Source organism: Streptomyces sp. NPDC041122 (assembly GCF_055592445.1).
Genome location: NZ_JBVIYQ010000006.1, coordinates 293,799 through 314,349, shown reverse-complemented (window position 1 = coordinate 314,349; position 20,551 = coordinate 293,799). Strand labels below are relative to the sequence as shown.

Sequence of the window (20,551 nt, the reverse complement as noted above, 5' to 3'; positions counted from 1 at the left end):
AACTCGATGGCGAAGGCTGTGAAGAAGACGGACGCTATGTACACGAGAGTGAATACGACAGCGTGGATCACGTTGCCTCACCCCGGATGTAGACCTCGAAGATCTTTGAAAGCAGAAGGGCCGCCATCGAGGCGGCCCCGGAAGAGGTGGTCAGTAGCGCCTTACGGCGCCTGCGTGTGTGCTCAGGCATGGGGGTCCTGTTCGTCGGGGGTGGTGGGGAGCGGGTGGTCTACGGTCCCGAGCGCCCTGAGGCAGGTGCAGCCGTCCACCGGGCCCCACGACGGGCACACGCTGGCGACTCCGGCCCGCTCGTGGCCGCAGGGAACGTTCCACCACGTGCTGTCGCAGCCACAGTGATCGTTGTTGTGCCAGCCCGTGACGGGCTGGCTGCACCGTTCGCACACAAGGTGCGGGTTCGCGAAGCCGGTGATCACGTGTGTCCGGGTATGAGTCGTCACCGCTCCTCCTCTTCCTTGAACGCGTCGGCCAGCGAGCACACGGCGGTGGTCACGGCGGCTGCGGTGCCGGTGACGACGCCGCGTACGATCAGTTCGCCTTCCGCGTCGTCCCGCTGGACGGTGAGCGTCGCCGTGTAGTGCGGCAGGGTCACGGGTTGCATCGGCTTCAGCTCCCTGGAGATGAGCCTCTGGGGGCGGCACGCCTCGTGGACGCACATCTCATCGGCTCCGGCCCACGCCTTCAGGCACCGGTGGGTGTCGTGGTTCACGGCGCACGGTCCTTCACGAGGTCGACGGGCCCGCCGTCGCACCGGACCTCTGTCGTCTTCTCTGCCCAGCGCGAGCGCGGTGCCGTGTCGGGGACGATCTCGCGCAGGTGCGGGATGACGACGCCGTCGCGCAGCGCCGACCAGTTGCCGTAGTCGCGCTGCACTTCCCCGCAGGCGGGGCAATAGGCGCGCCGCCCGTCGGCGGGTGCGGCGCTGCTGCTGCCGGGCGGGGTGATGGGCAGGCGCCGCTTGCGGCGCCGCTGCTGTGTGGGCAGACGGCTCATGCGGCGTTCTTGCCCTTCTCGATCAGCTGGTCGAGGCGCCGGAGGGCGGCTTCGTTGCTGTACTCGTGGAAGAGGCAGTTCGCATCGCGCAAGTCGAGGCCCATGACGTCGCGGGCGTAGTCCTGCGGCTCCTGGTGATTGACGTACCAGAGCCGCTCCTCCCACTTCCCCTCGCCGCGCCAGTCGAGGGCGCCCTGGGTGAGTACTCCCGCCCACCCTGCGATGCAGTAGGTGGTGCCGCACTCGGTTTTCGCGCCCCACGAGTCCTGGTCGTGCGTCTCGGGGTGGCTGGTGATCTGCTCCCTGATCTCAAGCAGCAGGTCAGTGTTGATCGTCATGTCTCTTCCTTTCCGTGCCGGTGGCATTCCAGCGACGGGATGCCGTGGCGGGTGTAGCCGCGGTTGCCGGTGATGTAGTGCTCGGACAGTCCGCACTGGCAGGCCGGCCGCTGGTCCACCTCGGCAGCGAAAAGCCCCGGCTGCCACCGCGCGATGTCGGCGCGGATCCTGGCCAGGGCCTCGTCGGATATCTCGTTGGCGGTGGCGCGCTTGCCCTTAGCCACCGGGGCTGGTCATGAACGGCACGTCCTCACCTTCCGTCCGGGTGGGCCCCGCCGTAGTGGGCGGTCAGGGCGGCCTCGTTACCGAATCGCGCCCCGCACAGCGGGCATTCGACCCAGAACGAGAGCACGGCGTGGATCAGGTACCTCATGTGCGGTTCTCCTTGATGTCGTCGTGTCCGCTGCCCGTGGCGAGGGAGCAGCCGTAGCAGGGCCTGCCGTCGTCGACACTCATGTCGGCGACCGAGGCCAGGGTGTAGGTGTGGCCGCATGCGGTGGTCAGCGCCAGGACAGCGGGGCCCGATCGGATCGCGCGGGCTCGGTGGGTGAGGTGGCCGCGGCGCAGCCGGATGCGGTGGTTGTAGTCGGCCGCCTTCCGTGCGTGCGGCTGTGGGTTGGTCTTCACGTCGGGGTCTTCCATGACGAGCGCCCCGCTGCCGGTGGGCAACGGGGCGCGGGTGCGGGTGAGTCGGCTCAGCAGAGGAAGTCCTCTTCGTCCAGGCCGTCCAGGTATTCGCTGGCCTTGCCGAGCAGGACCGCCCTGGCGGGGTCGTCGTCGGCAAGCTGGTGGGCGTCACACAGGTACATGTGCGCGGCCTGCATCGCTTCGCGGTCGTTGCACCAGAGAGGGCTCAGGCTCAGGAAGTGCACGGCGGAATCGACGTGGTCGATGAACTCTGCCGCTGTGGCGGTCTTCTTGATCTTCTTGTCGAGCATCGTCGCGAGCAGGCTCCGGTGACGCCTGATCACGTGATCGAATGCGGTTGCAGGCATGGTCATTTCTCCTTCCGGTAGTCCCGCCACATTGACCGCAGCACGATCGTGCAGATCGTCAGCGCGACCGTTGCAGTGGCCAGTGCGATGGCGAGGACGGCCAGCCCGATCATGACGAAGACGAGCACGAGGGCGGCCAGGGAACCGAGTGCGATGTACGCCGCCCACGGCCGCGCGACGATCGGCTGCAACGGTGCAACGCCCCCTGCAACGGGGGCCGCCGGCGGGCTGCCGTACACAGGCTGGCCGTGCTCGTCGGTGCCCAGGTACTGCGGCGGGTGCACCGGGGCGCCGTGGCGGCGGTGCAACGGGGGGTGGTGCACTGCACTTCCTTTCAGGGCAGGTTGCGGTAGAAGCCGCGGCAGTTGGTGGCCAGGTGATCCAGGCACGGGCCGCATTCCTCACCCGGCCTCAGCGCCCGGTGGATGGACTTGTCGTAGGCGTGCAGCCAGCACTGCGGGCACTGGCGCTCCGGACACGGCTTGACGGCCATCAGCGCTTGTACGGCAGCACGCGTCCGGCCGGATAGCTGCCGTCGGCGACGTACACGATCTGCTCGCCGTCGCGCCAGTCGGTCTGCCGGATGCGGGCGATCCGGCCACCGGGGCAGATCACGTAGTCGCCCGCCCTGAAGCTGCGCCTGGCCACGTCACTTCCTCTTGCCGCGGCGGCCGTTGACGCGCGTGTTCTGGCCCATGGCCACGGCGCCGGTGATCGTCACGTTGTCGCCGATGATCCCGCAGTTGCCGGTGCCGTCCGTGGCACCGCGGTGCTTGCGGGGCGTCTCCTTCTTGCCGTTGCTCCTGCCGTCGTCCTGTTCGCTCAGGTCGATGGGCCCCTCGATGACCAGGTCGTGGTCACCGGAGTGGTGGATGCCGGGCATGGTGTCCTCGCTTTCGCAGGTGCGGAGTACTGATGCACTCCCCTCACCGCCGGGCGTACAGGTTCCGGCGGATCGGGCAGCGCTCAGGCCCTGCGGACACGGGAGGCGGTGACGCTGCCTCCCGGTTCCTGCGCGAGCGCGGCGTCTTCGGCGCTGTCGAGCAGGCTGTCCCCGCTCGCCTCGTCGGGCCCCAGTCCGTCGCCGGAGTAGGTCACGTGCTGGCCGTCGCCGGTCGTGATGTCGACCTCGGTCTCGTAGCGGCGCATGATCTTTCCCTTTCTCAGAGTCCGGCTTTGCGGGCGGCGCGCTGCGCGCGCTTCAGCGCCGCCTCGGCGTCGTTCCTGACGATGCGGGCGGCGTGCCTGTCCTTCGGGGCGGCGGCATCGAGGCGGACCTTCGCCGTGGCCGCCGCGGTGCGGGCCTCTTCGAGCTGCCGCTTCGCGGCGTACTCCTTGTAGCTGCCCTCTTCTTGTGCGCGCCGGTCGATGCGTTCGATCTCGCGGAGCAGCGCGGGGTCGACGCAGCTGTCTGCGCTCAGCTCGTCATCGGCCATCGCCTGCTTGGCGACGCGGGCGGCGAGCCAGGTGCGGCGGGCCATCTGGCTCTTGGAGTAGGAGTGGGGCATGCGGGTCCTCTCGGCGGGTGCCCGCGCGGTGGATCGCGCGGGCGTGGTTGTGGATGCGCCGGCCGGTGCGCAGCCGTTTGCCGGTCCCCCGGCAGCGGTGGCACCGTTTCCCGGTCCGGCATCGGCGGCAGTTGCCGAACGGGCTGATCCAGCACAGGCCCGCATAGGTGAAAGCGGCCAGCAGGAGCAGGACGGTAGTGGTGAGCACGGTGGCCATGAAGTGCCTTTACTGCCCGGAGGGGCGGTGCAGCGGGATGCGGGTGCTACCCGCTGCACCGCAGGTGGATGAAGGTCTGGGGTGCTAGCGGGGCTGCTACACGTAGCGGGTGCGGGTGCTACCGGCGGGCCTCATGCCGCGGCCCTGGCCCGGCCCCGGGCATCGACGACATGGGCGCGCTCGATGCCGCGCCGCGTGGTGCGTTTGCCGTCGTCGGTGTAGCCCGCGATGTCCTTGGTCTCCACGCCGTGCGGCTTGAGGTTCGACGTGACCGTCTCACCCTTCCATCCGTCGTAGATGTCGGGGCGCAGCGCGGCGAGGCGGGCGGCGATCCGCTCGTTCCAGATCGTCTTTTCGTCCGCCGCCACGACCTTCAGCAGGTCGGCGAGCAAGTCGAACGACGGCTCTCCCGAGTCCGGCTGCTGACCGGCGGCGTGCCCGGTGACGCTGCCGTACTCCTCGCGCAGCAGGCGGGCGCGCTTGGCGACCACCTCGGCTGCGGGGGCGTCCACGAATGATCCGGAGACGATGGCCGGGTCGTCACCTTCACCGGACATCCAGCAGATGCCCCGGTCGGAGCGGGAGAACATCGTCGCCCGGTAGCCCGCCTTGTACATCGACGTGCCGAGGATCATGTCGTTCTCGATCTGGCCCATGACCTTGAGCGCGAAGCGCAGCACTGCGTTCGCGCTGATGCCGGTGGGCAGCGACTTCTTGTCGGGCCGCTGCGTGCCGAACATCGCGATCATGCCGAGTGCCGGGCCGCGCTTGACCAGGTCGGTGCAGATCGACTCGATTTCCGCGCCGTACTTCTCGTGCTCGAAGGCGACCTGGCATTCGTCCAGCGCCACGGCGATCGGGTGCAGCCCGTACCGCTTGTCGCTGGCCAGCTGGCTGGTCACCTTCGACTCGGGGCAGAGTGCGTGGGGCAGTTCCTTGATGACCTTGGCCCGGCGCCGCAGTTCCGCCTTCAGCTCACGCAGCGCGAACAGGCAGTACTCGACATCCTCGTCCTCCTCGCCGGAGCGGTAGCGGTGCGCCACCCTCTCCAGGGTGCGGAAGTCGCCGGTGCCTTTGAAGTCGAACATATGCAGCTCGCAGCGCGGATCCAGGGCGCAGATCAGCAGGAACAGCCGCAGCAGGAACGTCTTGCCCATGCGGGGGATGGAGCCGACGATGACGGAGGCGAACATGAGGGTGACCTCCATCCACCTCATGCGCTGGTCGTTGCCGAACACCACGGGCTTGAACAGGTCGACGGTGCCCGACTTGAGCAGCGGCCAGGCGGGCTTCTTCGTCTCGTTCATGGGCCGGTCGCCGACGTACAGCGACAGCCGCCCCTCATGTTCGGCAGGGTCCCCCGCCGGCCAGACGCAGCCCAGCTTGCGGCGCAGCCCCGAGGCCAGTGACTCCCGCTTGTCCATGATGTCTTCCGGCGTGACGCCGTACGGAAGGTCGAGGTCGGCGCGGTAGCCGGGGCCGTCGCGGCAGATCTCGGAGGTGAAGCGCATGCCGTCCATCTCGCCGCCCCTCTTCAGGGCCGCGTTGATGCGGGTGTCGCCGATCGCCCCGAGCGCCCGCATGACGATGGAGCTGGTCAGCTTCTGCACTTCGGTCTTCAGCACCGCCGGCCCGATGACCGGGGCGTCCTGCTCCTGGCCCGCGTAGCCCAGCGCCATCACTCCCGCTGCGGCGGCGGCCCAGATCCAGCCGGGCGCCATCACGTACAGAGTGAGGGCGAGCCCCAGGCCGATGGTGCAGGCGGCGACCGCGACCAGCCCGCGCAGCCGGACCCGCCCCGCACGCAGGCGGGAAAGGTGCATGTACTCCGCGGCGTCCTCCTGCCGTACGGCGTGGTCCCTGAGCGCCGCCGCCTCCTGGTCGAAGATGTGCCGCCATGCGGCCGTGGCCAGGCGGTACGCCCCGAGGGGGGCCCGCACGGCCAGGCGCGCCGGGTAGACGCCGCAGCAGACGCGCAGCCCGTGGTACAGCGCCGCGTAGCCGACGTTGGCGCCCACGTGCCGGGCGGTGGCGAGGAAGTCCTTCCTCGTGGTCAGCCATGTGGCGACGATGGGGCGGCGCTTCTCGGTGGTGACGCCCGGGGCGGGCAGTGCCGGGTTGTCGACGGGGACGGGTGCTTCTGCGGGTTCCGGGACCGCCACGGGGACGGTGTCCTCCGGCCGGCCGGGGCGGGTCAGGCTGACGGTGCTCACGGCGTACCCCGCAGCCGCTCGACATCACGGGCGTCGAAGAGGTGCGCACCGCCGTCGGGGTCGGTTGCAACTGGGGTCAGCTTGTGGCGGCGCTTCCACGACCGGACGGTCTCCGGGCTGACGTTCAGGCGCTCCGCGACCTCACTGGTCGTCAGCATCTCGCCACGCCCCTGCACCGGCACCGCCACGGGCGTTGCAGTGGTGCAACACCGCGGCCACGCGTCCAGCAGACGGGCCCCCGCGGGGGCCGCGCCGACCCATGCGACGGGGACGGCCGCGCAGATGGCCGCAACGGGGGTGCGTTGCACTGCAACGCCCCCCGTTGCAGTGCGGTGCGCGATGGCTTCGTGGACCTGCCGCATGAGTGCGCCGAAGGCGAGCAGCGCGGCGACGGGCGGCACGGCGGCGACGACATAGTCCATCGGTTCGGCGCCGGCTCCGACGCCTGCGACGTTCAGCGCGATGGAGCCGAGTGATCCGGCGACCGACAGGGCGATGGCCCACCAGTCGATGCGGCGCATCAGTGATGCGCGCAGGATCAGGACTTCGCCGATGACGATGAACAGGTCGACGGTGCCGGGCCACGCCCATGCTCTGGCCGGTGAGTGCTTCAGGCCCTGTGCCGCGGCGACGTCGTGCAGGTGTTCGTAGCTGAGCCAGAAGGCCCCGCCGGTCAGGGCCACGGTGGCGACGGCCGCGATGACGGCCAGCAGGATCAGTACGGGCGCGGCGCCGGAGTTGGAAACGGGAAACGTGTCAGAACTCTTGATCACCGCACGGGGTGCGGCCTTACTCTTCGAGCGGGCCATGGAGGTTGTGCTCCCTGGTCAAGGGTCCCGGTCGGCGGGTGCAACCGCCGTCCGGGGTCCGCGGGTTGATGTCGTCCGCTTTACTCCCGCCGCTCAGGGCGGCGCAAGCGGCTGCGGCCGTCCGCCACCCCGCACCATCACGGGTGGGGCGGAATGCTGCGCGCGTGGTGTGCTGCTTCCGCGTACCGCCGCGATGCGGTTCCAGAACACCGCTTCTGCGTCGGCGGGGGTCAGCGACGCCATGGCGGTCATGGCGGTGAGGATGACGTCGGTGAGTTCGGCGAGGACGTCATCACGGGTGTGCGTGACGGCGCAGCGTCCGTTCTGCGCGGTCATGCCGATGTAGGCGGACGCGGCCTGCCCCGCCTCTTCGGTGACCTTCAGGAGCTGGGTGCCCAGGCCGCGGTCGCCGTCCAGCCGCGCCGCGATGCCGCGAACCGCGTCCCAGAGGTCGGTCACCTGCCGGGCGCGCTCTTCCGGCGCGGCCTCCCGGCCGCCCGGGTCGGGCATCAGCAGCCCCGAGGTCTCCGCGATCAGTACGGCGTGGATGCGGTTGCGTGCTCCGAGTTTGGTCAGCAGCCGCTGCACGTGCCGCTTGATCGTGTTGACGCTGAGGTACAGGGTGTCGGCGATCTCGCGGTTGCTGCGGCCTTGCGCCATCACCCTCAGGACGCGCAGCTCAGCGGCGCTGATGTCCGCTTCGCACTGCGGCGCGGGCGGAATATGGCCGTGGCGCCCGGCGAGGCGGACCGCCGTCATGGTGTCGTCCATGCCGAAGCCCTGCCGGATCGCGGCCACGTCCGCGCGCACCGTCGCCTCGGCTATCGACAGGGATTCGGCGATCTCCCAGCAGCTGTGCCCCTGGCTCAGGGCTGTCAGCACTGCGAGGCGGCGCCGGGCGAGAGGGCCGCGCAGTCCCCGGGTCCGGGGGCGTCCGGGCGGACGCTCTTCGGGCAGCAGATCCGCGTACGGCGGGTGCGGGATCATGTCATGCGTCCTTGATCTCTACGAAGAAGTTCCCGCCGTCGTCCGACTCGATGAAGAGGACCGCCTCTTCCTCCGTCATCGTGTCGACCGTGGGCAGCGTGGACGTGTGGCGCTGAAGCGTGAGCTTGATCAGCTCCGCAAGTTCTTGCCTGGAGATCGTTTGCCGACGAGGAATCATGTCATCCAGGTCGGATAGAGAGTCAGGTGGGAGTCGGTCTTTCACACCGCCGCCTTGTCCAGTTCGGTAGCCATACGGTCGTCGCACGCGTCGCACAGCGGGCCAGTACGGATCTTGCCTCGCTTCATCAGCCGCGTGAGGTCATCGCGGTACGCACCCCACCCCCACTTCTTTGCGTGCTCGGGAATATCCGCGCGGTCGGCAATCTCCGCTTCGAGTGCCTCTATCTCCTGGCGGTCGGCGGGGAAGAACTCGCCGATCATTTCAAGTTCGTCCCGCTTGGCGAAGCTTCCGCACAAGCATTCGCCGGACATGTGCAACAGGTCCGACACTTCGTTAACGGGCACGTCACCGCACATAATCCGGTAGGTGTTCATGTCCAGCTTGGTCCAGAGAACCAGCGGTGAAGCCCAGATGACAGAGCCTTTTCGTTCCGTCATCACCACATCCGCGCGCCGCTTAGACTCGTTGCGCCTGCGCCCGGCTATAAAAAGGATGCGCTCCTTGCTCGGGTTGCAGATGAAGTCGTTGCGCACCTGTTCCAGGCACCGCTCCTTCAGGCGCTGGTACATCTTGAAGTGCTGGGCGGGGCCGGGGAATCCCTGATCGAGTACGAGCCTTCGGAACTGCGAACCGATCGGCGGGTACTTCTCAATCAGCGGCATTCCCCACTCTGCACACGTATCGCGCACATACTGGCGTGTCTGCTCAATTCCGATCGTGGTGTTCGCGTGGGCTGCGTGCGTCGCCGTGCACCGGAACATGTGGGCCAGCGTCGTGGAGTCGTTGCCGCCTGAGAACAGCACTACGTTCCCCATCGGGCGGTGGCCTTCCAGGTGCTCGATCTTCGCGCGCTCGACAACCCAGTGGGAGTGCCCGACCAGCTCTCTCACTCGCTGTTCGCGCTGCGGCCGGGTAAGGCGAGCGACGTCCTCGGCGGACATAGTCAGCCCGTCAGTAGCCATGCGAACGTCATCGCCGAACGGGATGAAATCGATCTCTTTCACAGCCCCTCCTTTCTCTGCTGATTGCGGTACGCGCTGCGCACCGAAGCTTCGGCCTGGCGGTGCCCGCCGCGGCCGTGTGCGTCCACGTACGCGCCGCCCAACCGGTCGATGGCGTCGTCCACGGGGATCCCGTCGGAGCAGGCTGAACGGGCCGCCCAGTACAGGGCGTTGGAGAGGTTCCCGTCAGCCGCGTTGCGTACGGTCTCGACCAGCCCGCCGACGGAGCCGCCGCGCCGGGGCTGCGCGAACAGCGGCTGCACGGGGCGGGGCTTCTCGCGGCACAGCTCGACCAGCCAGGGCGGCGCCTCTCGCACGGGCGCCGCGTTCTCTGCCGTGTAGCGGCCCTTCGTGGTGACGGAGCCGGCCGCAAGCACGTAGCCGCCGCGCTCGCCGCCGTTGCCGCGCACGTCGATGAGTCCTTTGACGGGCGAGGCCTGCGAGGCTTTCAGCCCGGCGGGCCACCGGAAGTACAGGTGCAGCCCCATGGAGCCGGTGCACACCCGGTAGGTGTCGTTGAGTTCAGTCCAGCTGCCACCGCTGGTCTCGCAGATGTGGCGCAGCGCGTCGGCGCCGTCGACCATCGGGCCGAGCTGCTCGTGCAGTGCCTCGTAGGGGGTGCCGCGCAGCGCGTAATCGTCCTTGGCGATGTCGCAGTCGATGACCAGCAGGCCCGACGGCCCGCATGCCACGGCCGGGTTGGCGGTGGGTGAGTGCGTCCACGCCGCGATGATCCGGTCGAGGTCGCGGGTGGCCCACTCCCCCCACCGGATCTTGTACGGCCGGTCGGGCTGCACGAGATGCGGCTGTTTGTCGATGACGTCGCCGGACTGTGGGCACACCGTGCCCGCCGCGTTGCACGGGAAGACGGTGAACCCCTGCTGCCAGGCGGTGACCGCGTAGGCGATGAGGGACATGCGGCGCCTCCGTCTCTGCGGGAGGGGCCGCCGCATCCGGAGCCCCTCAGATGAGTCAGCGCTCGGTGCACTTCGGGTAGCGGGATCCGCGGTAGCAGTTCTTGTAGTCGTCGTGCTTGACCTTGAACTCGTGCTCGCTGCCCGCCTTGTCGCGGGTCGTCAGCTCGTACTTCCACTGCTTCGACACGTACGAACGGTCCCTGTCCACAACCGTTCCGGCAGGGCCGGGCTTCGGGCTGCACGACGCGAGGGCGAGCACGACCGCGACCAGCGCAGCGGTGTACAGGCGGCGCATCACTTGACGATCCCGGCAGCGGAGGCGGCGGCCAGCCAGCCCGCGTACTCGTGAGTGATGCCGTCGTACAGATCTGCGTCGCTCACGGCGTGCGGGTTGCGGGCATGGAAGAACGAGGCGTTGTCGACCTGTCGGCCCTTCAGGTCGTCCAGCTTCTCCAGGAACTCGATGCGTTCCCCGAAGCCGACGAAGGCCCAGAACAGAGGAAGGCCCGAAGCGTCCTGAAGAGCGTGCTTCGCATCGGCCCGGCTGTCCGGCGCACCGTCGCTCTGGAAGATGACCAGAGCCGGATCCGTGGCACCCGAACGCTGGTAGTGCGTGACGACTGCGCGCATGGCCGAGCCGTAGTTGGTGGTCCCCCATCGCATGGCCGTGTGAGTGCCGTCGATGACGCCCGTGTAGCTGTTCAGGCTGACATTGATCGGAGGCTCGGCAACGGTGCCGAAGTACACGAGCGGCACCGTGCCGTCGTCGTCCAGGTTGGCGGACAGTCCCAGCGCCTGCTCTGCCAGGCGCTGGACGCTGCCGTCGCGGTAGAAGCCGGACATCGAGCCGGAGTGGTCAAGCACCAGGTACACCGCCGCACGCTGGCCGGTGAGCCCTGACTTCTCCAGGCTGACGGCCGCCGACTTGGTCAGATTGACCAGCCCCGGCGGGACCTTGTCGAGCGTGATCGCCGGGCCGCTGCCGGTCGGCGCGGGGACATTCTTCTTGCTGCGGAACATGCTTCTCCTCGCGGGTGTCGGGGCCCGTCGCAGCTGGACGGGCCCCGGGCATGAAAAAGGACGCGGCCAGGTGGGCGCGTCCGTTGTGGTGGTGCGGCGGTCCTAGAACGGCGGCGGCTCCTGCGCGAAGCTCTGCGCGATCATGCGCGCCTGGCCGTCCGACATGCCGGTGGTGTCGATGCCCTTGCCCTGCAGGAACGTGACGAGCTGCGGGTCAAGGCCCCCGGCAGATGCTGAGGCAGGGGCGGCCGGGGCAGGGGCTGCCTGCGCTGAAGCGGCAGGGTTCCCCCACTGAGGGCTACCGGCACCCCCGGCACCGTTCGGGGCAGGAGCTGCAGCCGGAGCAGCGTTCGTCGCCGCCGTGGCAGGTGCACCCTGCGGCACCCCCCACTGCCCCTGCGGAGGGCCCGCGGGTGCCGCCCCCGGCGTGCCCTGCCACGGGTCGTACGGCAGCTGCTGCGAGACGTGCTGAGGCTGCTGTCCCCACGCCTGCTGCTGAGCCGCGGCAGGCGCAGCCTGTGCGGTCGGCTGCGTGAACTGATTGCGCGGGTGTGCGGCGATGTACTGCATCGCCATCTGCGCGTCGGCGTCGCTGTACTCCGCAAGGTAGAAGGCTCCGGACTTCTGCCCCTGCGCCGCGGTCTGCGCGAGCCTGCCGAGCACCATGCCGCCGCCGCAGTGCTTCTTGATCTGCGGCACAAGCGCCTTGCCGCCGACGCGCGCGTTGCTCAGCACGGTCGGCTGCCCCGTCTCCTGGCTGACCAGGTCGACGATGGCGATGTCCGCCTCGACTGCCTCGTACGGTTCCGGCTGGCCGTTCTGCCCGGTCCCCATCTGCTGGGTGACGCTGTCCGGGTAGAACAGGAACAGCTTCCCGAGCCACTCGGGATGGTCGCGCGGGACGAACCGGTCGCCGCGGTCGGGCTGCGCGAAGGGATTGGGAGTGCTCACGTAACGTCTCGCTTTCCTCTTAGGGGAGTTCATATGTCTGCGCGCCGCAGCCGGCGCATATCCAGCGCAGCGGACCGCTCGCCGTCTCTGCCCACCAGTGCAGGGCGGGGAAGGCGCGGTGCATCAGAATGCGGAGCAGCCTCATGCGGCCTGCTCGTGCTCCACCGCGGCGCGCACTTCGCGGTCGCGGTAGCGGCGGTGCCCGCCCAGCGTGCGCACCGATGTGAGCTTTCCTGCCTTCGCCCACCGGGCCACGGTCTTCGTGTCGACGCGGAAGATCTCAGCCACCTCACCGGGGGTGAGCAGCTTTTCGTAGTCGAGTTCCATATCTGTCACCTCCTATCGGGGCAGCACTTCGAAGATGGGGCGTGAGTACCCGCTGGAATCCCGTCCGGGCGTGATATCGATCGCGAGTTCCGGGGTATGGCGGCTCGGCAGGGAATAGCTGACCTCGCACCGCCCCAGATTCCCGGGGCTTTCCGGATCGGTCTCCCACCACTCAACGGCGGGATTACTGGCGGCCATTGCAGCCCCTTTCCATGGCGGCATCACCCGGCGCGAAGAACGGGCAGAAACGGCATGACTCGGTGTCGATGGGGAACCCCTTCGCGATGCGTAGGTTGATTCCCGCCATATCCCGCTCCCCTGCCGCGACGGCGGCGTCAAGGCGGGCATCCTGCATGGGGCGCAGCGATGTGCCGATCCGGTCGACCCGCGCCAGCGCATCGCGCGCTATCTGCGGGTCGTACGGCTCGACGACCACGTACATGTCGTCCAGCGACGATGACTCCATCGGCCACGACAGCAGCGCGACGTGGTCGACGATTTCACCCTTCAACCGGGCGCCGTACCCGTAGACGTGAAGCTGGACGCGCTGCGTCTGCGTCATGCCCTCGGTCCGCAGTCTGCTCTGCGACCACTTCCCCTGGATCTTGTGGTCGTCGACCATGAACAGCGTGCGGTCGAGAAGATCCGTCGTGCCGCGCGGTACGCGGTGCGTCGGGAACTTCAGCGGCACCTCAACCGCGAACCGCCCGGTCCCGCCGTCAGCCCACGTGAACATGTCGGCCAGGGCCGCATGGATGGCCGTGCCCTTGAAGCTCGCCCAGCCGTCGCCGCCGGGATTGACCGGCGGGATCCGCAGCAGCGACATCGCGAGGCGCCTGTCGCACGGGCTGCCGATCTCGCTCGGTCCGAGGGTGCTCTGCGCGCCGCGGTTGTCGTCGGTCTTCCGGTTCCCGTAGCTGTAGAAGATCTCCCGCATCCTGGCGGCCAGGCGTTCAGCCAGCACCGTCATCGGCACCGCGGGCTCTGCCGCAGGCGCCTTCCTCGGCTGAGAGAACGGGCTGCCGGGCTGGGCGAAGAGGCTACTCGAAGGCGGCGCAGTGGCTGGGGTCGTCGGGGTTGCAGCCGTCGAAGGTTCCGCATCCGGTGCTGGCGTAGCGGCACCGTTCGATGACGCGACCGGGGCACCCGCAGGTGCCGGGGCTGCACTGTCCGCAGGCGTGCCGTCCGGGGTGGGGGCACTCTTCCGGGAGAGCCTCCTCACCGCCGCGGCGCCCCGCTCGCTCCTGCTGTCGTTCGAGCTGGACGGCGCAGCCTCCGATGCAGTGGCAGCACGCTCCGCAGAAGGGGTGGTTGGAGCAGGCTCCGTAGGCGCATTCGTCGGCGCGGACTTCCCCGGGCACTGCGCCTGCCGCCTCTCGTGCATCCACTTGTGCGGCGGGTGGTCCGCCGTCCGGTGGCACGCCTTCTCCGGCGGGCTCGATGCCTCTGCACCAGCACCATCCGCTGAGACCACACCAGTTGGGTTCGCTGCAGGTGTCGAGGGGCCTGGGCTGCTCTGTCGCGGCGGCGAGTCCTGCCGCGTAGTCGTCGACTCCGGGAAGGGTGGGGGCAGTTCTCGCTTCGCGGTTGCTTCTGCTGCGGCTGCGGCCCACTTGCTGATCATCTCCTCGGACTCGTTCGGGGAAAAGGAAGGGGAGTTCGAAGAGGACGCAGAATCCGCACCGGTCCCCGATGCGCGGGACGCCAGGGTGTCGCTCGCAGGACATGACTCCCCTTCCGGGGCTTCGTACGGCTCGCCGGACATGGGGCACTTCACGCGCGGCGCCGTCGGCGTCTCGCCGGGGCGCATATGGCCGGTGAAGCAGCCTGTCGCGCCGTCCAGCACGGGCGAGCCGGGGCATGCGGGGCACGGCGCGTAGTCGCGGCCGATGACGGGCCGCTCGTCCTCTGGCCCCGTCTCGGGGCCGCGGCGCAGAAGCCAGGCGGGGATGTCGCGCCTGGATCGCGCGCACTCCTTCCCCTTCTCGCGGTCGTGCTTGCGGTAGTGGTCGTCCGCCGTCGCGGCCACATTCTTGTGGCACGAGATGCAGTGGAACTTGCGGGTCTCAGCCACGGTGGTGGCCCTTCTGCAGCCAGGCCCACACCAGGACGCACAGCCAGAAGCAGCCCGCCCCTGTGGCGCCGATCTCGAATTGGGGAATCATGTGTCGCCTCTCAGCCGGCGCGCGGGCGGGGTGATCAGGTAGGCGGTTGCCCGGTCGAAGAAGGCGAGGTCGTCGCGGGCGTGCGCCAGGAAGGAGTTGCACCGCCCGCAGACCAGGCCCCGTACGCACTGGCCGCACGAGGTCGGCCCGGCGCAGCACTTGTGGTCATGGTCGACCGCGAGGCGTTTGCTGATCCCCCTGCCGCGCTGGCACAGCGCGCAGCGCCCGCCCTGGAAGCGGTAGAGCTTGGCGTAGTCGCCGGGCGCCAGGCCGTAGGTGTCGCCGACCCGGCGCTCGTGCGCGGCCTCCCTACGCCGCTTCGTCGCCTCGCGGTGGTGCGTCGTGCACCGCGGCCCCTTGTGCGGGGCGGGGCGCTTCGACGTCGGCGGGCAGTCCTTGCACTGCCGGGGCAGCTCGCCGCCCGCCGCCTTGTGGTGGCTCGCGCAACGCGGCCCCGGAAACGGCGCGGGGCGCGGGTGCGTGCTGTCCTCCGGGCAGTCCGTGCAGCGTGGGTTCTTCGGCGGCATCGGCCTCCGCTTTCCATTGGGCTGCCTTCGCAGCGGGGTCCATGAAGCCGGGACGGGGCATGCCGCAGCTGACGCACCAGTCACACTCGATGACCTTGGACTGAACTCCGATCGCGGAGTTCCACAGGTGGCCCGCGGGCAGGTCGTCCCGGCACATGGCGTCTCAGGCCGCCATGGATTCCAGCGCGCAGCCGACCAGGTCCCGGGCCATGTTTACCGGCACGGCCTGCCCGGCGAGACGCACCCGGTCGCGCTTGCTCAGGCGCCCGTCCAGCCAGTCGTAGGTGTCGGGGAAGTCCATGAACCGCGCGTACTCACCCGGCGTGATCATGCGGAATCCACAGTCGTTGATATCCGCCCGCAACGAGGGCATGAGCGCCGCCCGGTCCACCGTCGTCACCGTCATGAACGGCTGCGCGGTGGTGCGCGCCTTCGTCCGCCCGTAGTAGGGGATCACCAGGCCGTGATGGTTGCCCGACGCGCACACCGTCGACAGTGGCTCGGAGACGGGCCGCGTCTTGCTGCTGCCCCCGCGCAGCTCCGCGATGAACGGCGGTACCGCGAGGCCCGTCTCATTGCGTCCGGTCACCGTCCGCATGGGGCGGTCCACCCCGAACGGCGCCTTGCCGTCGCGCCCTTCCACCGGGATCAGCGACGGGCCGTACTCCTGCAGTCCGTGTCGGATGCGCGCCAGCGTCTTCTCTGCCAGAGGGCGCACCCGCTCGCCGATCGTCGGAGCGGGAAGCGACCAGTCGATGACGTCGCCCGCGGGGCGCACGAGCGGTTCGACGGGGCCCGCGCAGAGGCGGCAGGCGAAGTCGTACTGGCGGCGGTATTTGCCCGCCTCGCGGCCGTTCTTCCAGACCTGCCGCCCGGTGGTCGGCCCGCAGTGCGCACAGAGCGCGGCGGGCGAGATCCAGGCGTCGATGTCCGGGCAGGGCGTGCCCCTTGGGTGCATCAGGCAGAACCAGCGGTCCCGCCATTGGTGCGCCGGGTCTCCGAGCCGGCCCGCATGCGCGGCGTTCAGGAACACCTCGTGCAGGCACTTGCCGCCATCCTGCATCGCCATCTTCCAGGCGCGGAAGCCGATCCACTGCCGCACCTCGACCACGTTCTCCACGATGATGAAGCGGTACTTGTGGATCTCGTCGAAGCGCTGGACGTCCCACATCGTCGACCGGGCGCGCACTGCGGACTCGTCAACGGCCATGTACCGCGAGCCCTGCGCGATGCTGTGCGCCGTGCACGACGGCGAGAACCAGGCACAGGCGGTGCGCGGGTACCGGCGCGGGTCGACCTGCGAGATGTCCGCGCAGTCATGGTCCGTGTCCGGGTTGTTGGCCTGGTGCACATCCACCGACGGGCGCCAGTGGTTGATCGCGACCCGGGTCTTCTGCCCCGGGATCAGGTGGATACCGCGCGTGGAGCCGCCACCGCCGCAGAACCCGTCCAGCCACTCGACGGGTCCAAGCCTGGCCAGCAGCTCGAAGAGCGCCATTCGCTGCACAAGATTCAACGGGTCCCCCTCCAGGGCATGCAGAAGCCCCGCGGCCGGTGCGGCGGCGGGGCGGGGTGGTGCTGGTCAGGCGGGCTTGATGGCCTTGACCGGCGTGAGTAGTTCGAACTCTGCGAAGACCGCCGGGTACCTGGCCTCCAGGCCCTTCTTGTCGAAGCCCTTGCGGTAGCTGACCTCCACGGCGAACAGCGGCTTGCCGTCGGCGTCGTGCGCCACACGTGACGGCGGCCTGTCGTCTTCCGCCTCGTAGCCCAGCTCTTCGAGGATGCTGGACGTGAGGCTCTTCACGTACGCGTTCCACTTCGCCGCGGACTCCTTGGCGCTCTGCAGCTCCGCGAAGCGCAGCGCGAGCCGGTCGTCCACATCCACCGGGATCGGTTCCGTCATGGTCAGGGTCCTTCCGTTTCCGAGATGGCGATCTGCCGCCAGCAGTCCGCGCACAGCCGGGCCGCCGACCAGATCGGGGGCAGGTGATGGGTGCGGACCGTCGCCGCGTGCAGCGGTGTGCCCGCCGTGCTGCACAGGCTGCAGCGGGCGACGTGCGTGCAGGAACGCACCAGGCTGCGGCGGTTCACAGCCGCGGCCGGCGGGCGCGGTGCCACTCCGTCATGACAGCGGCGCCGGCGAGCTGCGCCGCGGCCATCGCAGCGATACCGACGAGGATGCGGCCCGTTCCGGCGTTGCCCGGAAGGACGACGGCGGACAGGGCCGCGAGCCCCAGGGCTGCCGAGCCGAGCAGCATGCGTACGACGAAGGGCCCCATCACGGCCGCCCGGTCCGGGCGAGGAACTGCCTCGCGGCCTGCGTCACCAGGGCGGCGCGGCGCGATGCCGTCCTGCCGCGTGCCCGGTCGGCGCTGCCGCTCTCGTCCCGGCGGGCCGCCTTGCGGGCGGCCTTCTGCTTCGTCAGCTGGACGCGCTGGCGGGTCACGCCGCACCGCCCTTGGCCAGGCTGACAGGGGTCAGGTGCTCGGGGTGCAGGATGACCAGGGCGTCGAAGGCGCGGACCACGGGGTCGCTCTCGTCCAGCAGGGCGACGAGTTCGGCGGGTGCCATGGCGGCGGTCGGGTACTTCGAGGCAGTGGCGGGATCGGACATGACGCCCCCTTCAGGGCGGTGCTGCGGACAAGCAGAGGGCGCCGACGGTGCGGCGCCTGCGGGTCCCCTCAGGGGACATGACCGGGTGCTTCGAAGTGCCTCCGCCCGGAGTCGAACCGGGATCGGTGTCCCCGCTGACGCGCACGGGGCGGGGCGCTCTGCCTGCCCCGGTAATCAGCCGGGCGCTTGAGCTACAGAGGCGGGGCAGGAGCGGGCCGCGTGAGCAACGGCGCGCTCCTGCTGTTCAGTTGTTGCGGCCTGCCGGATCACGCCGACTCGTCGTGTTGTCGCGGGGCCACGCCGCCGTATTGGGGTGGGCGTCAGACGGGGAACACCTCCGGGTGGGCAGTCTTCCAGTCGAGCCAGTCCTTGCTCGGGTACTCGCTGTGCATGTGCTTGTCGCGGTCCATGACCTGCACGAGACTGAGTGGGCCGATCTTCACGGTGTCGTACTGGCCGCCTCGACTGCGGGGCGACATCGGCACCCACAACGGCCCGTGCTGCCACGTGTCGACACGGTAGGACCAGTCGTCGTCGCCCCACTTGTGGAAGATCCGAGTGACGGCGTCCACATCGAGAGGCTTCTCCAGCAGCTTGGCTTTGTACCAGTCATTGAAGAAGTAGTCCTTGTACTGCTCGATGTAGCTCGCAAGCTGGGCGGCTTCGAGGTCGGTGGGGCGGACTTCAGAGTCGCGGTCGAAGGTGGCGATGTACCGCCACATCGGGTGCGCGCCCGTGACAGGAATACGGAGCGCAGTCAGCGGGTCGCGCTCGTCGGCGTCGGTGCCGAACGGCCAGTCGGTGTTCATTGCGTCCCCTTCCAGGGCTGTGAGTTGGCGGGCGCCCCGGAGACCGAGAAGGAGTAGAAGTCTCCGGGGCGCCGTGCTCCCCGCGCGGGCCCTCCACGGGCGTGCGGGGTCCCTGCCTGCACCCGCCGTCAACGGGCAACCCGCAGGCAGGGGAGCTTCAGGAGTGGTGCGGGCAGTAGTCGATGCCGTCACCGGGGCGGTGGGACCACCCTCCATCGGAGGCCTCGCTGCGCAGGACGTCGATGGACGGGGTGCCCGGGTCGCCGCCGTACTCCGCGCCGCACACCTCGCCGTCGTCGGTGGCGTCGCACGTCAGGATGCGGATCGTGAGAGCGGTCATCGTTCTTCCTTACGCCAGATCCATTCGTCGCTGCGGTAGACGACCCAGCCTTCGCGGCCGGACTCGATCAGGCGCCCCCGCAACTGCCACACGTTGCGGCCGTGCAGCTCTTCCATCCGCGTGTACGGGCGGCCGTCGTCCAGCTTGCTGCCGCGTTCGATGCGGGCCGCCTGCGGCTTGGTCAGCACCTCGTACAGACCCCTGGCGTCATCCGGGTCGGTATACACCCAGCGGGCGCAGAGGTCGCCCGGCTCGATGGCGTACGGGTCGGTCGCGCCGTACTGCCCGCAGATCTCCCCCCGCCTGCGGCGCGCATCGAGGACCGCCGCATCGAGCCGCGCGCGGTAACCGTCCAGGTTCTCGGCACACGGGGCGCAGAAGTGCTTGCGCTCCTGGTCGCGGCTGGTCCGCACCGTGGTTGCCTCTGCCGTGCAGCGGGTCATGGTGTCCAGCGAGGCGTAGCCGTGCGGGCCGGGGCGCTTCCAGGTGAGCCACACATTTTCGCAGATCACGACGGCACCACCACCGGGTTCGCCTCGATCGCCTCGCGGATCTTCTTCAGTGACGGGGCGTCGCGCCACTGCGCACTGTCGGGTGTCTTGGCCAGACCCGCACGCACCCTGGCGCCGTTCGCTCCCGGAGCGGGAAGGCCCCACATCATCTGGTACTCCCACCGTGCGCCCGTGAAGCGGGCCTCGGCGGGTCCGGCCAGGCGGCCGAGCTTCACGTCCACGTGCGCGCTGCCGTCGTCGTGCAGCGTCCAGGCGACGGCGGTCTTCCAGCCGTGCGCCATGGCGTGCGCCAGAAGTTCAGCAACGGCCTTCGGCAGCGCGTAGCCGTCCGGCGGATACACGGCCAGCTGCCGCTTCGCGCCGTCCAGTTCGCGCTGAAGCCGCCGGGCGGCGGCCTTCCACTGGTCACGCTCGTCGCTGCGCACCTGCGCGTCGAACTCGGCGCTGTGCAGCCGCCGCAGGATCTCGTTCGGAGACAGTTCCTCGTACTGCGCGAACACCTTCTTCTCGTTCGCCGTCAGCGGGCGGTCGTGGAACTGCGTGTACGTGGACGACCCGTCCGGCTGGATGACCATCTTGCCGCCGGAGACTGGGTACTGCTCGCTCATGAGGCCCCCTTCCGGGGCAGTGATCGGTTGAGGTGGCAGGCGCCTTCACCGGGGGGGGTGTGGCGAAGGCGCCTGCCGGGCCCGCCCGGGGGTGCAGGGGAGTCACCCCGGGCGGGGGCTTGGTGAAGTGCGCCCGACGGGATTCGAACCCGCGCTGATCGGGGCTTTTAAGGCCCCACCCTCTGCCGCTGGGGTACGGGCGCAGGGCCCGCCCGGGAAGCGAGTCGGTGGTGCGGGTCGCATGTCCCGGGCGGGGGCTTCAGTCGCCGGCCTTCTCGACGATCGGAGTGGGGTCCTCGGACGACCGGGGGACGGCCTCCCACGTGTCGCCGATCTCCAGTTCAGTGCGCTGTCCCCAGCCGCTGCAATGCGCACAGATCGTGGGGAAGTCGACCTGTCCGTACGCCGCTTCGACGATCTTGTCCGGGTCGGTCTCGTCGGTCTCGACCTCGACCGTGGTATTGGCGTACGTCGTCATCGGGATGTGGTACTTCGCCATGGC

Annotated in this window: 37 protein-coding genes and 1 tRNA gene; all 38 read right to left on the bottom strand. The window is 69.4% G+C overall.

The window, feature by feature from the left end; genetic code table 11:
- Positions 1-454: 454 nt before the first annotated feature.
- Entirely contained in the window at positions 455-727 is a 273-nt protein-coding gene (locus ACZ6B8_RS23100) for a hypothetical protein (protein WP_471608401.1), read from the bottom strand.
- Entirely contained in the window at positions 724-1,011 is a 288-nt protein-coding gene (locus ACZ6B8_RS23095; RefSeq protein WP_471608400.1) for a hypothetical protein, read from the bottom strand. The genes ACZ6B8_RS23100 and ACZ6B8_RS23095 overlap by 4 nt, the downstream gene beginning before the upstream one ends.
- Positions 1,008-1,349, bottom strand: coding sequence for a hypothetical protein (locus tag ACZ6B8_RS23090; RefSeq protein ID WP_471608399.1), 342 nt, complete (start codon positions 1,347-1,349; stop codon positions 1,008-1,010). Before ACZ6B8_RS23090 ends, ACZ6B8_RS23095 begins: the two co-directional genes overlap by 4 nt.
- On the bottom strand, positions 1,346-1,573 hold the full coding sequence (locus tag ACZ6B8_RS23085) for a hypothetical protein (RefSeq protein WP_471608398.1): 228 nt from the start codon (positions 1,571-1,573) through the stop codon (positions 1,346-1,348). Before ACZ6B8_RS23085 ends, ACZ6B8_RS23090 begins: the two co-directional genes overlap by 4 nt.
- Positions 1,574-1,599: 26 nt before the next feature.
- Positions 1,600-1,722, bottom strand: a complete 123-nt coding sequence (locus ACZ6B8_RS23080) for a hypothetical protein (protein WP_471608397.1) — start codon at positions 1,720-1,722, stop codon at positions 1,600-1,602.
- On the bottom strand, positions 1,719-1,976 hold the full coding sequence (locus ACZ6B8_RS23075; protein WP_471608396.1) for a hypothetical protein: 258 nt from the start codon (positions 1,974-1,976) through the stop codon (positions 1,719-1,721). The genes ACZ6B8_RS23080 and ACZ6B8_RS23075 overlap by 4 nt, the downstream gene beginning before the upstream one ends.
- Before the next feature lie 68 nt (positions 1,977-2,044).
- Positions 2,045-2,344 carry a hypothetical protein gene (locus tag ACZ6B8_RS23070; protein ID WP_471608395.1) on the bottom strand — a complete coding sequence of 100 codons (300 nt, stop codon included), beginning with the start codon at positions 2,342-2,344 and terminating at the stop codon, positions 2,045-2,047.
- Between the two features lie 2 nt (positions 2,345-2,346).
- Complete coding sequence (locus ACZ6B8_RS23065) at positions 2,347-2,667, bottom strand: hypothetical protein (protein ID WP_471608394.1); 321 nt, start codon at positions 2,665-2,667, stop codon at positions 2,347-2,349.
- Positions 2,668-2,678: 11 nt separating this feature from the next.
- On the bottom strand, positions 2,679-2,837 hold the full coding sequence (locus ACZ6B8_RS23060; RefSeq protein WP_471608393.1) for a pRL2-8: 159 nt from the start codon (positions 2,835-2,837) through the stop codon (positions 2,679-2,681).
- Positions 2,837-2,992 (bottom strand): hypothetical protein, encoded by a 156-nt coding sequence (locus ACZ6B8_RS23055; protein ID WP_471608392.1) that lies wholly within the window; start codon positions 2,990-2,992, stop codon positions 2,837-2,839. The genes ACZ6B8_RS23060 and ACZ6B8_RS23055 overlap by 1 nt, the downstream gene beginning before the upstream one ends.
- A gap of 1 nt (position 2,993) precedes the next feature.
- Positions 2,994-3,227 carry a hypothetical protein gene (locus ACZ6B8_RS23050; protein ID WP_471608391.1) on the bottom strand — a complete coding sequence of 78 codons (234 nt, stop codon included), beginning with the start codon at positions 3,225-3,227 and terminating at the stop codon, positions 2,994-2,996.
- A gap of 83 nt (positions 3,228-3,310) precedes the next feature.
- Positions 3,311-3,493, bottom strand: coding sequence for a hypothetical protein (locus ACZ6B8_RS23045; protein WP_471608390.1), 183 nt, complete (start codon positions 3,491-3,493; stop codon positions 3,311-3,313).
- A 14-nt stretch (positions 3,494-3,507) separates the two neighbouring features.
- Positions 3,508-3,852 (bottom strand): hypothetical protein, encoded by a 345-nt coding sequence (locus ACZ6B8_RS23040; protein ID WP_471608389.1) that lies wholly within the window; start codon positions 3,850-3,852, stop codon positions 3,508-3,510.
- A 348-nt stretch (positions 3,853-4,200) separates the two neighbouring features.
- The gene (locus tag ACZ6B8_RS23035; RefSeq protein ID WP_471608388.1) at positions 4,201-6,282 is read right to left on the bottom strand and encodes a cell division protein FtsK; all 2,082 of its coding nucleotides are present in this window, start codon (positions 6,280-6,282) and stop codon (positions 4,201-4,203) included.
- Complete coding sequence (locus ACZ6B8_RS23030; RefSeq protein ID WP_471608387.1) at positions 6,279-7,091, bottom strand: DUF2637 domain-containing protein; 813 nt, start codon at positions 7,089-7,091, stop codon at positions 6,279-6,281. The genes ACZ6B8_RS23035 and ACZ6B8_RS23030 overlap by 4 nt, the downstream gene beginning before the upstream one ends.
- Before the next feature lie 93 nt (positions 7,092-7,184).
- Complete coding sequence (locus tag ACZ6B8_RS23025; protein WP_471608386.1) at positions 7,185-8,078, bottom strand: LuxR C-terminal-related transcriptional regulator; 894 nt, start codon at positions 8,076-8,078, stop codon at positions 7,185-7,187.
- Between the two features lies 1 nt (position 8,079).
- The gene (locus ACZ6B8_RS23020) at positions 8,080-8,256 is read right to left on the bottom strand and encodes a hypothetical protein (RefSeq protein ID WP_471608385.1); all 177 of its coding nucleotides are present in this window, start codon (positions 8,254-8,256) and stop codon (positions 8,080-8,082) included.
- Between the two features lie 41 nt (positions 8,257-8,297).
- Positions 8,298-9,263, bottom strand: coding sequence for a phosphoadenosine phosphosulfate reductase domain-containing protein (locus tag ACZ6B8_RS23015; protein WP_471608384.1), 966 nt, complete (start codon positions 9,261-9,263; stop codon positions 8,298-8,300).
- Entirely contained in the window at positions 9,260-10,177 is a 918-nt protein-coding gene (locus ACZ6B8_RS23010) for a bifunctional DNA primase/polymerase (protein WP_471608383.1), read from the bottom strand. The genes ACZ6B8_RS23015 and ACZ6B8_RS23010 overlap by 4 nt, the downstream gene beginning before the upstream one ends.
- A gap of 55 nt (positions 10,178-10,232) precedes the next feature.
- Entirely contained in the window at positions 10,233-10,472 is a 240-nt protein-coding gene (locus ACZ6B8_RS23005) for a hypothetical protein (protein ID WP_471608382.1), read from the bottom strand.
- Positions 10,472-11,197, bottom strand: coding sequence for a VWA domain-containing protein (locus tag ACZ6B8_RS23000; protein ID WP_471608381.1), 726 nt, complete (start codon positions 11,195-11,197; stop codon positions 10,472-10,474). The genes ACZ6B8_RS23005 and ACZ6B8_RS23000 overlap by 1 nt, the downstream gene beginning before the upstream one ends.
- A gap of 102 nt (positions 11,198-11,299) precedes the next feature.
- A complete protein-coding gene (locus ACZ6B8_RS22995; RefSeq protein WP_471608380.1) occupies positions 11,300-12,148 on the bottom strand; it encodes a hypothetical protein in 849 nt (282 codons plus the stop codon).
- Positions 12,149-12,167: 19 nt separating this feature from the next.
- Complete coding sequence (locus ACZ6B8_RS22990; protein WP_471608379.1) at positions 12,168-12,293, bottom strand: hypothetical protein; 126 nt, start codon at positions 12,291-12,293, stop codon at positions 12,168-12,170.
- Entirely contained in the window at positions 12,290-12,475 is a 186-nt protein-coding gene (locus tag ACZ6B8_RS22985) for a BldC family transcriptional regulator (RefSeq protein ID WP_471608378.1), read from the bottom strand. Before ACZ6B8_RS22985 ends, ACZ6B8_RS22990 begins: the two co-directional genes overlap by 4 nt.
- Before the next feature lie 184 nt (positions 12,476-12,659).
- Positions 12,660-13,451 (bottom strand): hypothetical protein, encoded by a 792-nt coding sequence (locus ACZ6B8_RS22980; RefSeq protein ID WP_471608377.1) that lies wholly within the window; start codon positions 13,449-13,451, stop codon positions 12,660-12,662.
- 1,185 nt (positions 13,452-14,636) lie between these two features.
- Positions 14,637-15,167, bottom strand: coding sequence for an endonuclease VII domain-containing protein (locus tag ACZ6B8_RS22975; protein WP_471608376.1), 531 nt, complete (start codon positions 15,165-15,167; stop codon positions 14,637-14,639).
- A 163-nt stretch (positions 15,168-15,330) separates the two neighbouring features.
- Entirely contained in the window at positions 15,331-16,674 is a 1,344-nt protein-coding gene (locus tag ACZ6B8_RS22970) for a DNA cytosine methyltransferase (RefSeq protein ID WP_471608602.1), read from the bottom strand.
- 75 nt (positions 16,675-16,749) lie between these two features.
- Entirely contained in the window at positions 16,750-17,070 is a 321-nt protein-coding gene (locus ACZ6B8_RS22965; protein WP_471608375.1) for a hypothetical protein, read from the bottom strand.
- A gap of 2 nt (positions 17,071-17,072) precedes the next feature.
- Positions 17,073-17,258 (bottom strand): hypothetical protein, encoded by a 186-nt coding sequence (locus tag ACZ6B8_RS22960; protein WP_471608374.1) that lies wholly within the window; start codon positions 17,256-17,258, stop codon positions 17,073-17,075.
- Positions 17,255-17,446: a hypothetical protein gene (locus ACZ6B8_RS22955; RefSeq protein WP_471608373.1), complete on the bottom strand. Its 192-nt coding sequence runs from the start codon at positions 17,444-17,446 to the stop codon at positions 17,255-17,257. The genes ACZ6B8_RS22960 and ACZ6B8_RS22955 overlap by 4 nt, the downstream gene beginning before the upstream one ends.
- Positions 17,446-17,613, bottom strand: coding sequence for a hypothetical protein (locus ACZ6B8_RS22950; protein ID WP_471608372.1), 168 nt, complete (start codon positions 17,611-17,613; stop codon positions 17,446-17,448). The genes ACZ6B8_RS22955 and ACZ6B8_RS22950 overlap by 1 nt, the downstream gene beginning before the upstream one ends.
- The gene (locus ACZ6B8_RS22945; RefSeq protein WP_471608371.1) at positions 17,610-17,780 is read right to left on the bottom strand and encodes a hypothetical protein; all 171 of its coding nucleotides are present in this window, start codon (positions 17,778-17,780) and stop codon (positions 17,610-17,612) included. The genes ACZ6B8_RS22950 and ACZ6B8_RS22945 overlap by 4 nt, the downstream gene beginning before the upstream one ends.
- Positions 17,781-18,100: 320 nt before the next feature.
- The gene (locus ACZ6B8_RS22940; RefSeq protein ID WP_471608370.1) at positions 18,101-18,589 is read right to left on the bottom strand and encodes a hypothetical protein; all 489 of its coding nucleotides are present in this window, start codon (positions 18,587-18,589) and stop codon (positions 18,101-18,103) included.
- A 157-nt stretch (positions 18,590-18,746) separates the two neighbouring features.
- Entirely contained in the window at positions 18,747-18,929 is a 183-nt protein-coding gene (locus tag ACZ6B8_RS22935; protein ID WP_471608369.1) for a hypothetical protein, read from the bottom strand.
- Entirely contained in the window at positions 18,926-19,441 is a 516-nt protein-coding gene (locus ACZ6B8_RS22930; protein WP_471608368.1) for a hypothetical protein, read from the bottom strand. Before ACZ6B8_RS22930 ends, ACZ6B8_RS22935 begins: the two co-directional genes overlap by 4 nt.
- Complete coding sequence (locus tag ACZ6B8_RS22925; protein ID WP_471608367.1) at positions 19,438-20,049, bottom strand: hypothetical protein; 612 nt, start codon at positions 20,047-20,049, stop codon at positions 19,438-19,440. Before ACZ6B8_RS22925 ends, ACZ6B8_RS22930 begins: the two co-directional genes overlap by 4 nt.
- Before the next feature lie 128 nt (positions 20,050-20,177).
- Positions 20,178-20,252: transfer RNA gene (locus tag ACZ6B8_RS22920), tRNA-Leu, on the bottom strand.
- A 56-nt stretch (positions 20,253-20,308) separates the two neighbouring features.
- Positions 20,309-20,548 carry a hypothetical protein gene (locus ACZ6B8_RS22915; RefSeq protein ID WP_471608366.1) on the bottom strand — a complete coding sequence of 80 codons (240 nt, stop codon included), beginning with the start codon at positions 20,546-20,548 and terminating at the stop codon, positions 20,309-20,311.
- Positions 20,549-20,551 lie beyond the last annotated feature (3 nt).

Excerpts from the sequence above, each read along its gene's own strand:
- ACZ6B8_RS23095 (WP_471608400.1), bottom strand. The coding sequence starts at position 1,011 with ATGAGCCGTCTGCCCACACAGCAGCGGCGCCGCAAGCGGCGCCTGCCC.
- ACZ6B8_RS23090 (WP_471608399.1), bottom strand. The coding sequence starts at position 1,349 with ATGACGATCAACACTGACCTGCTGCTTGAGATCAGGGAGCAGATCACC.
- ACZ6B8_RS23080 (WP_471608397.1), bottom strand. The coding sequence starts at position 1,722 with ATGAGGTACCTGATCCACGCCGTGCTCTCGTTCTGGGTCGAATGCCCG.
- ACZ6B8_RS23070 (WP_471608395.1), bottom strand. The coding sequence starts at position 2,344 with ATGCCTGCAACCGCATTCGATCACGTGATCAGGCGTCACCGGAGCCTG.
- ACZ6B8_RS23060 (WP_471608393.1), bottom strand. The coding sequence starts at position 2,837 with ATGGCCGTCAAGCCGTGTCCGGAGCGCCAGTGCCCGCAGTGCTGGCTG.
- ACZ6B8_RS23050 (WP_471608391.1), bottom strand. The coding sequence starts at position 3,227 with ATGCCCGGCATCCACCACTCCGGTGACCACGACCTGGTCATCGAGGGG.
- ACZ6B8_RS23045 (WP_471608390.1), bottom strand. The coding sequence starts at position 3,493 with ATGCGCCGCTACGAGACCGAGGTCGACATCACGACCGGCGACGGCCAG.
- ACZ6B8_RS23040 (WP_471608389.1), bottom strand. The coding sequence starts at position 3,852 with ATGCCCCACTCCTACTCCAAGAGCCAGATGGCCCGCCGCACCTGGCTC.
- ACZ6B8_RS23030 (WP_471608387.1), bottom strand. The coding sequence starts at position 7,091 with ATGGCCCGCTCGAAGAGTAAGGCCGCACCCCGTGCGGTGATCAAGAGT.
- ACZ6B8_RS23025 (WP_471608386.1), bottom strand. The coding sequence starts at position 8,078 with ATGATCCCGCACCCGCCGTACGCGGATCTGCTGCCCGAAGAGCGTCCG.
- ACZ6B8_RS23020 (WP_471608385.1), bottom strand. The coding sequence starts at position 8,256 with ATGATTCCTCGTCGGCAAACGATCTCCAGGCAAGAACTTGCGGAGCTG.
- ACZ6B8_RS23010 (WP_471608383.1), bottom strand. The coding sequence starts at position 10,177 with ATGTCCCTCATCGCCTACGCGGTCACCGCCTGGCAGCAGGGGTTCACC.
- ACZ6B8_RS23005 (WP_471608382.1), bottom strand. The coding sequence starts at position 10,472 with ATGCGCCGCCTGTACACCGCTGCGCTGGTCGCGGTCGTGCTCGCCCTC.
- ACZ6B8_RS23000 (WP_471608381.1), bottom strand. The coding sequence starts at position 11,197 with ATGTTCCGCAGCAAGAAGAATGTCCCCGCGCCGACCGGCAGCGGCCCG.
- ACZ6B8_RS22990 (WP_471608379.1), bottom strand. The coding sequence starts at position 12,293 with ATGAGGCTGCTCCGCATTCTGATGCACCGCGCCTTCCCCGCCCTGCAC.
- ACZ6B8_RS22985 (WP_471608378.1), bottom strand. The coding sequence starts at position 12,475 with ATGGAACTCGACTACGAAAAGCTGCTCACCCCCGGTGAGGTGGCTGAG.
- ACZ6B8_RS22975 (WP_471608376.1), bottom strand. The coding sequence starts at position 15,167 with ATGCCGCCGAAGAACCCACGCTGCACGGACTGCCCGGAGGACAGCACG.
- ACZ6B8_RS22965 (WP_471608375.1), bottom strand. The coding sequence starts at position 17,070 with ATGACGGAACCGATCCCGGTGGATGTGGACGACCGGCTCGCGCTGCGC.
- ACZ6B8_RS22955 (WP_471608373.1), bottom strand. The coding sequence starts at position 17,446 with ATGGGGCCCTTCGTCGTACGCATGCTGCTCGGCTCGGCAGCCCTGGGG.
- ACZ6B8_RS22945 (WP_471608371.1), bottom strand. The coding sequence starts at position 17,780 with ATGTCCGATCCCGCCACTGCCTCGAAGTACCCGACCGCCGCCATGGCA.
- ACZ6B8_RS22940 (WP_471608370.1), bottom strand. The coding sequence starts at position 18,589 with ATGAACACCGACTGGCCGTTCGGCACCGACGCCGACGAGCGCGACCCG.
- ACZ6B8_RS22935 (WP_471608369.1), bottom strand. The coding sequence starts at position 18,929 with ATGACCGCTCTCACGATCCGCATCCTGACGTGCGACGCCACCGACGAC.
- ACZ6B8_RS22925 (WP_471608367.1), bottom strand. The coding sequence starts at position 20,049 with ATGAGCGAGCAGTACCCAGTCTCCGGCGGCAAGATGGTCATCCAGCCG.
- ACZ6B8_RS22915 (WP_471608366.1), bottom strand. The coding sequence starts at position 20,548 with ATGGCGAAGTACCACATCCCGATGACGACGTACGCCAATACCACGGTC.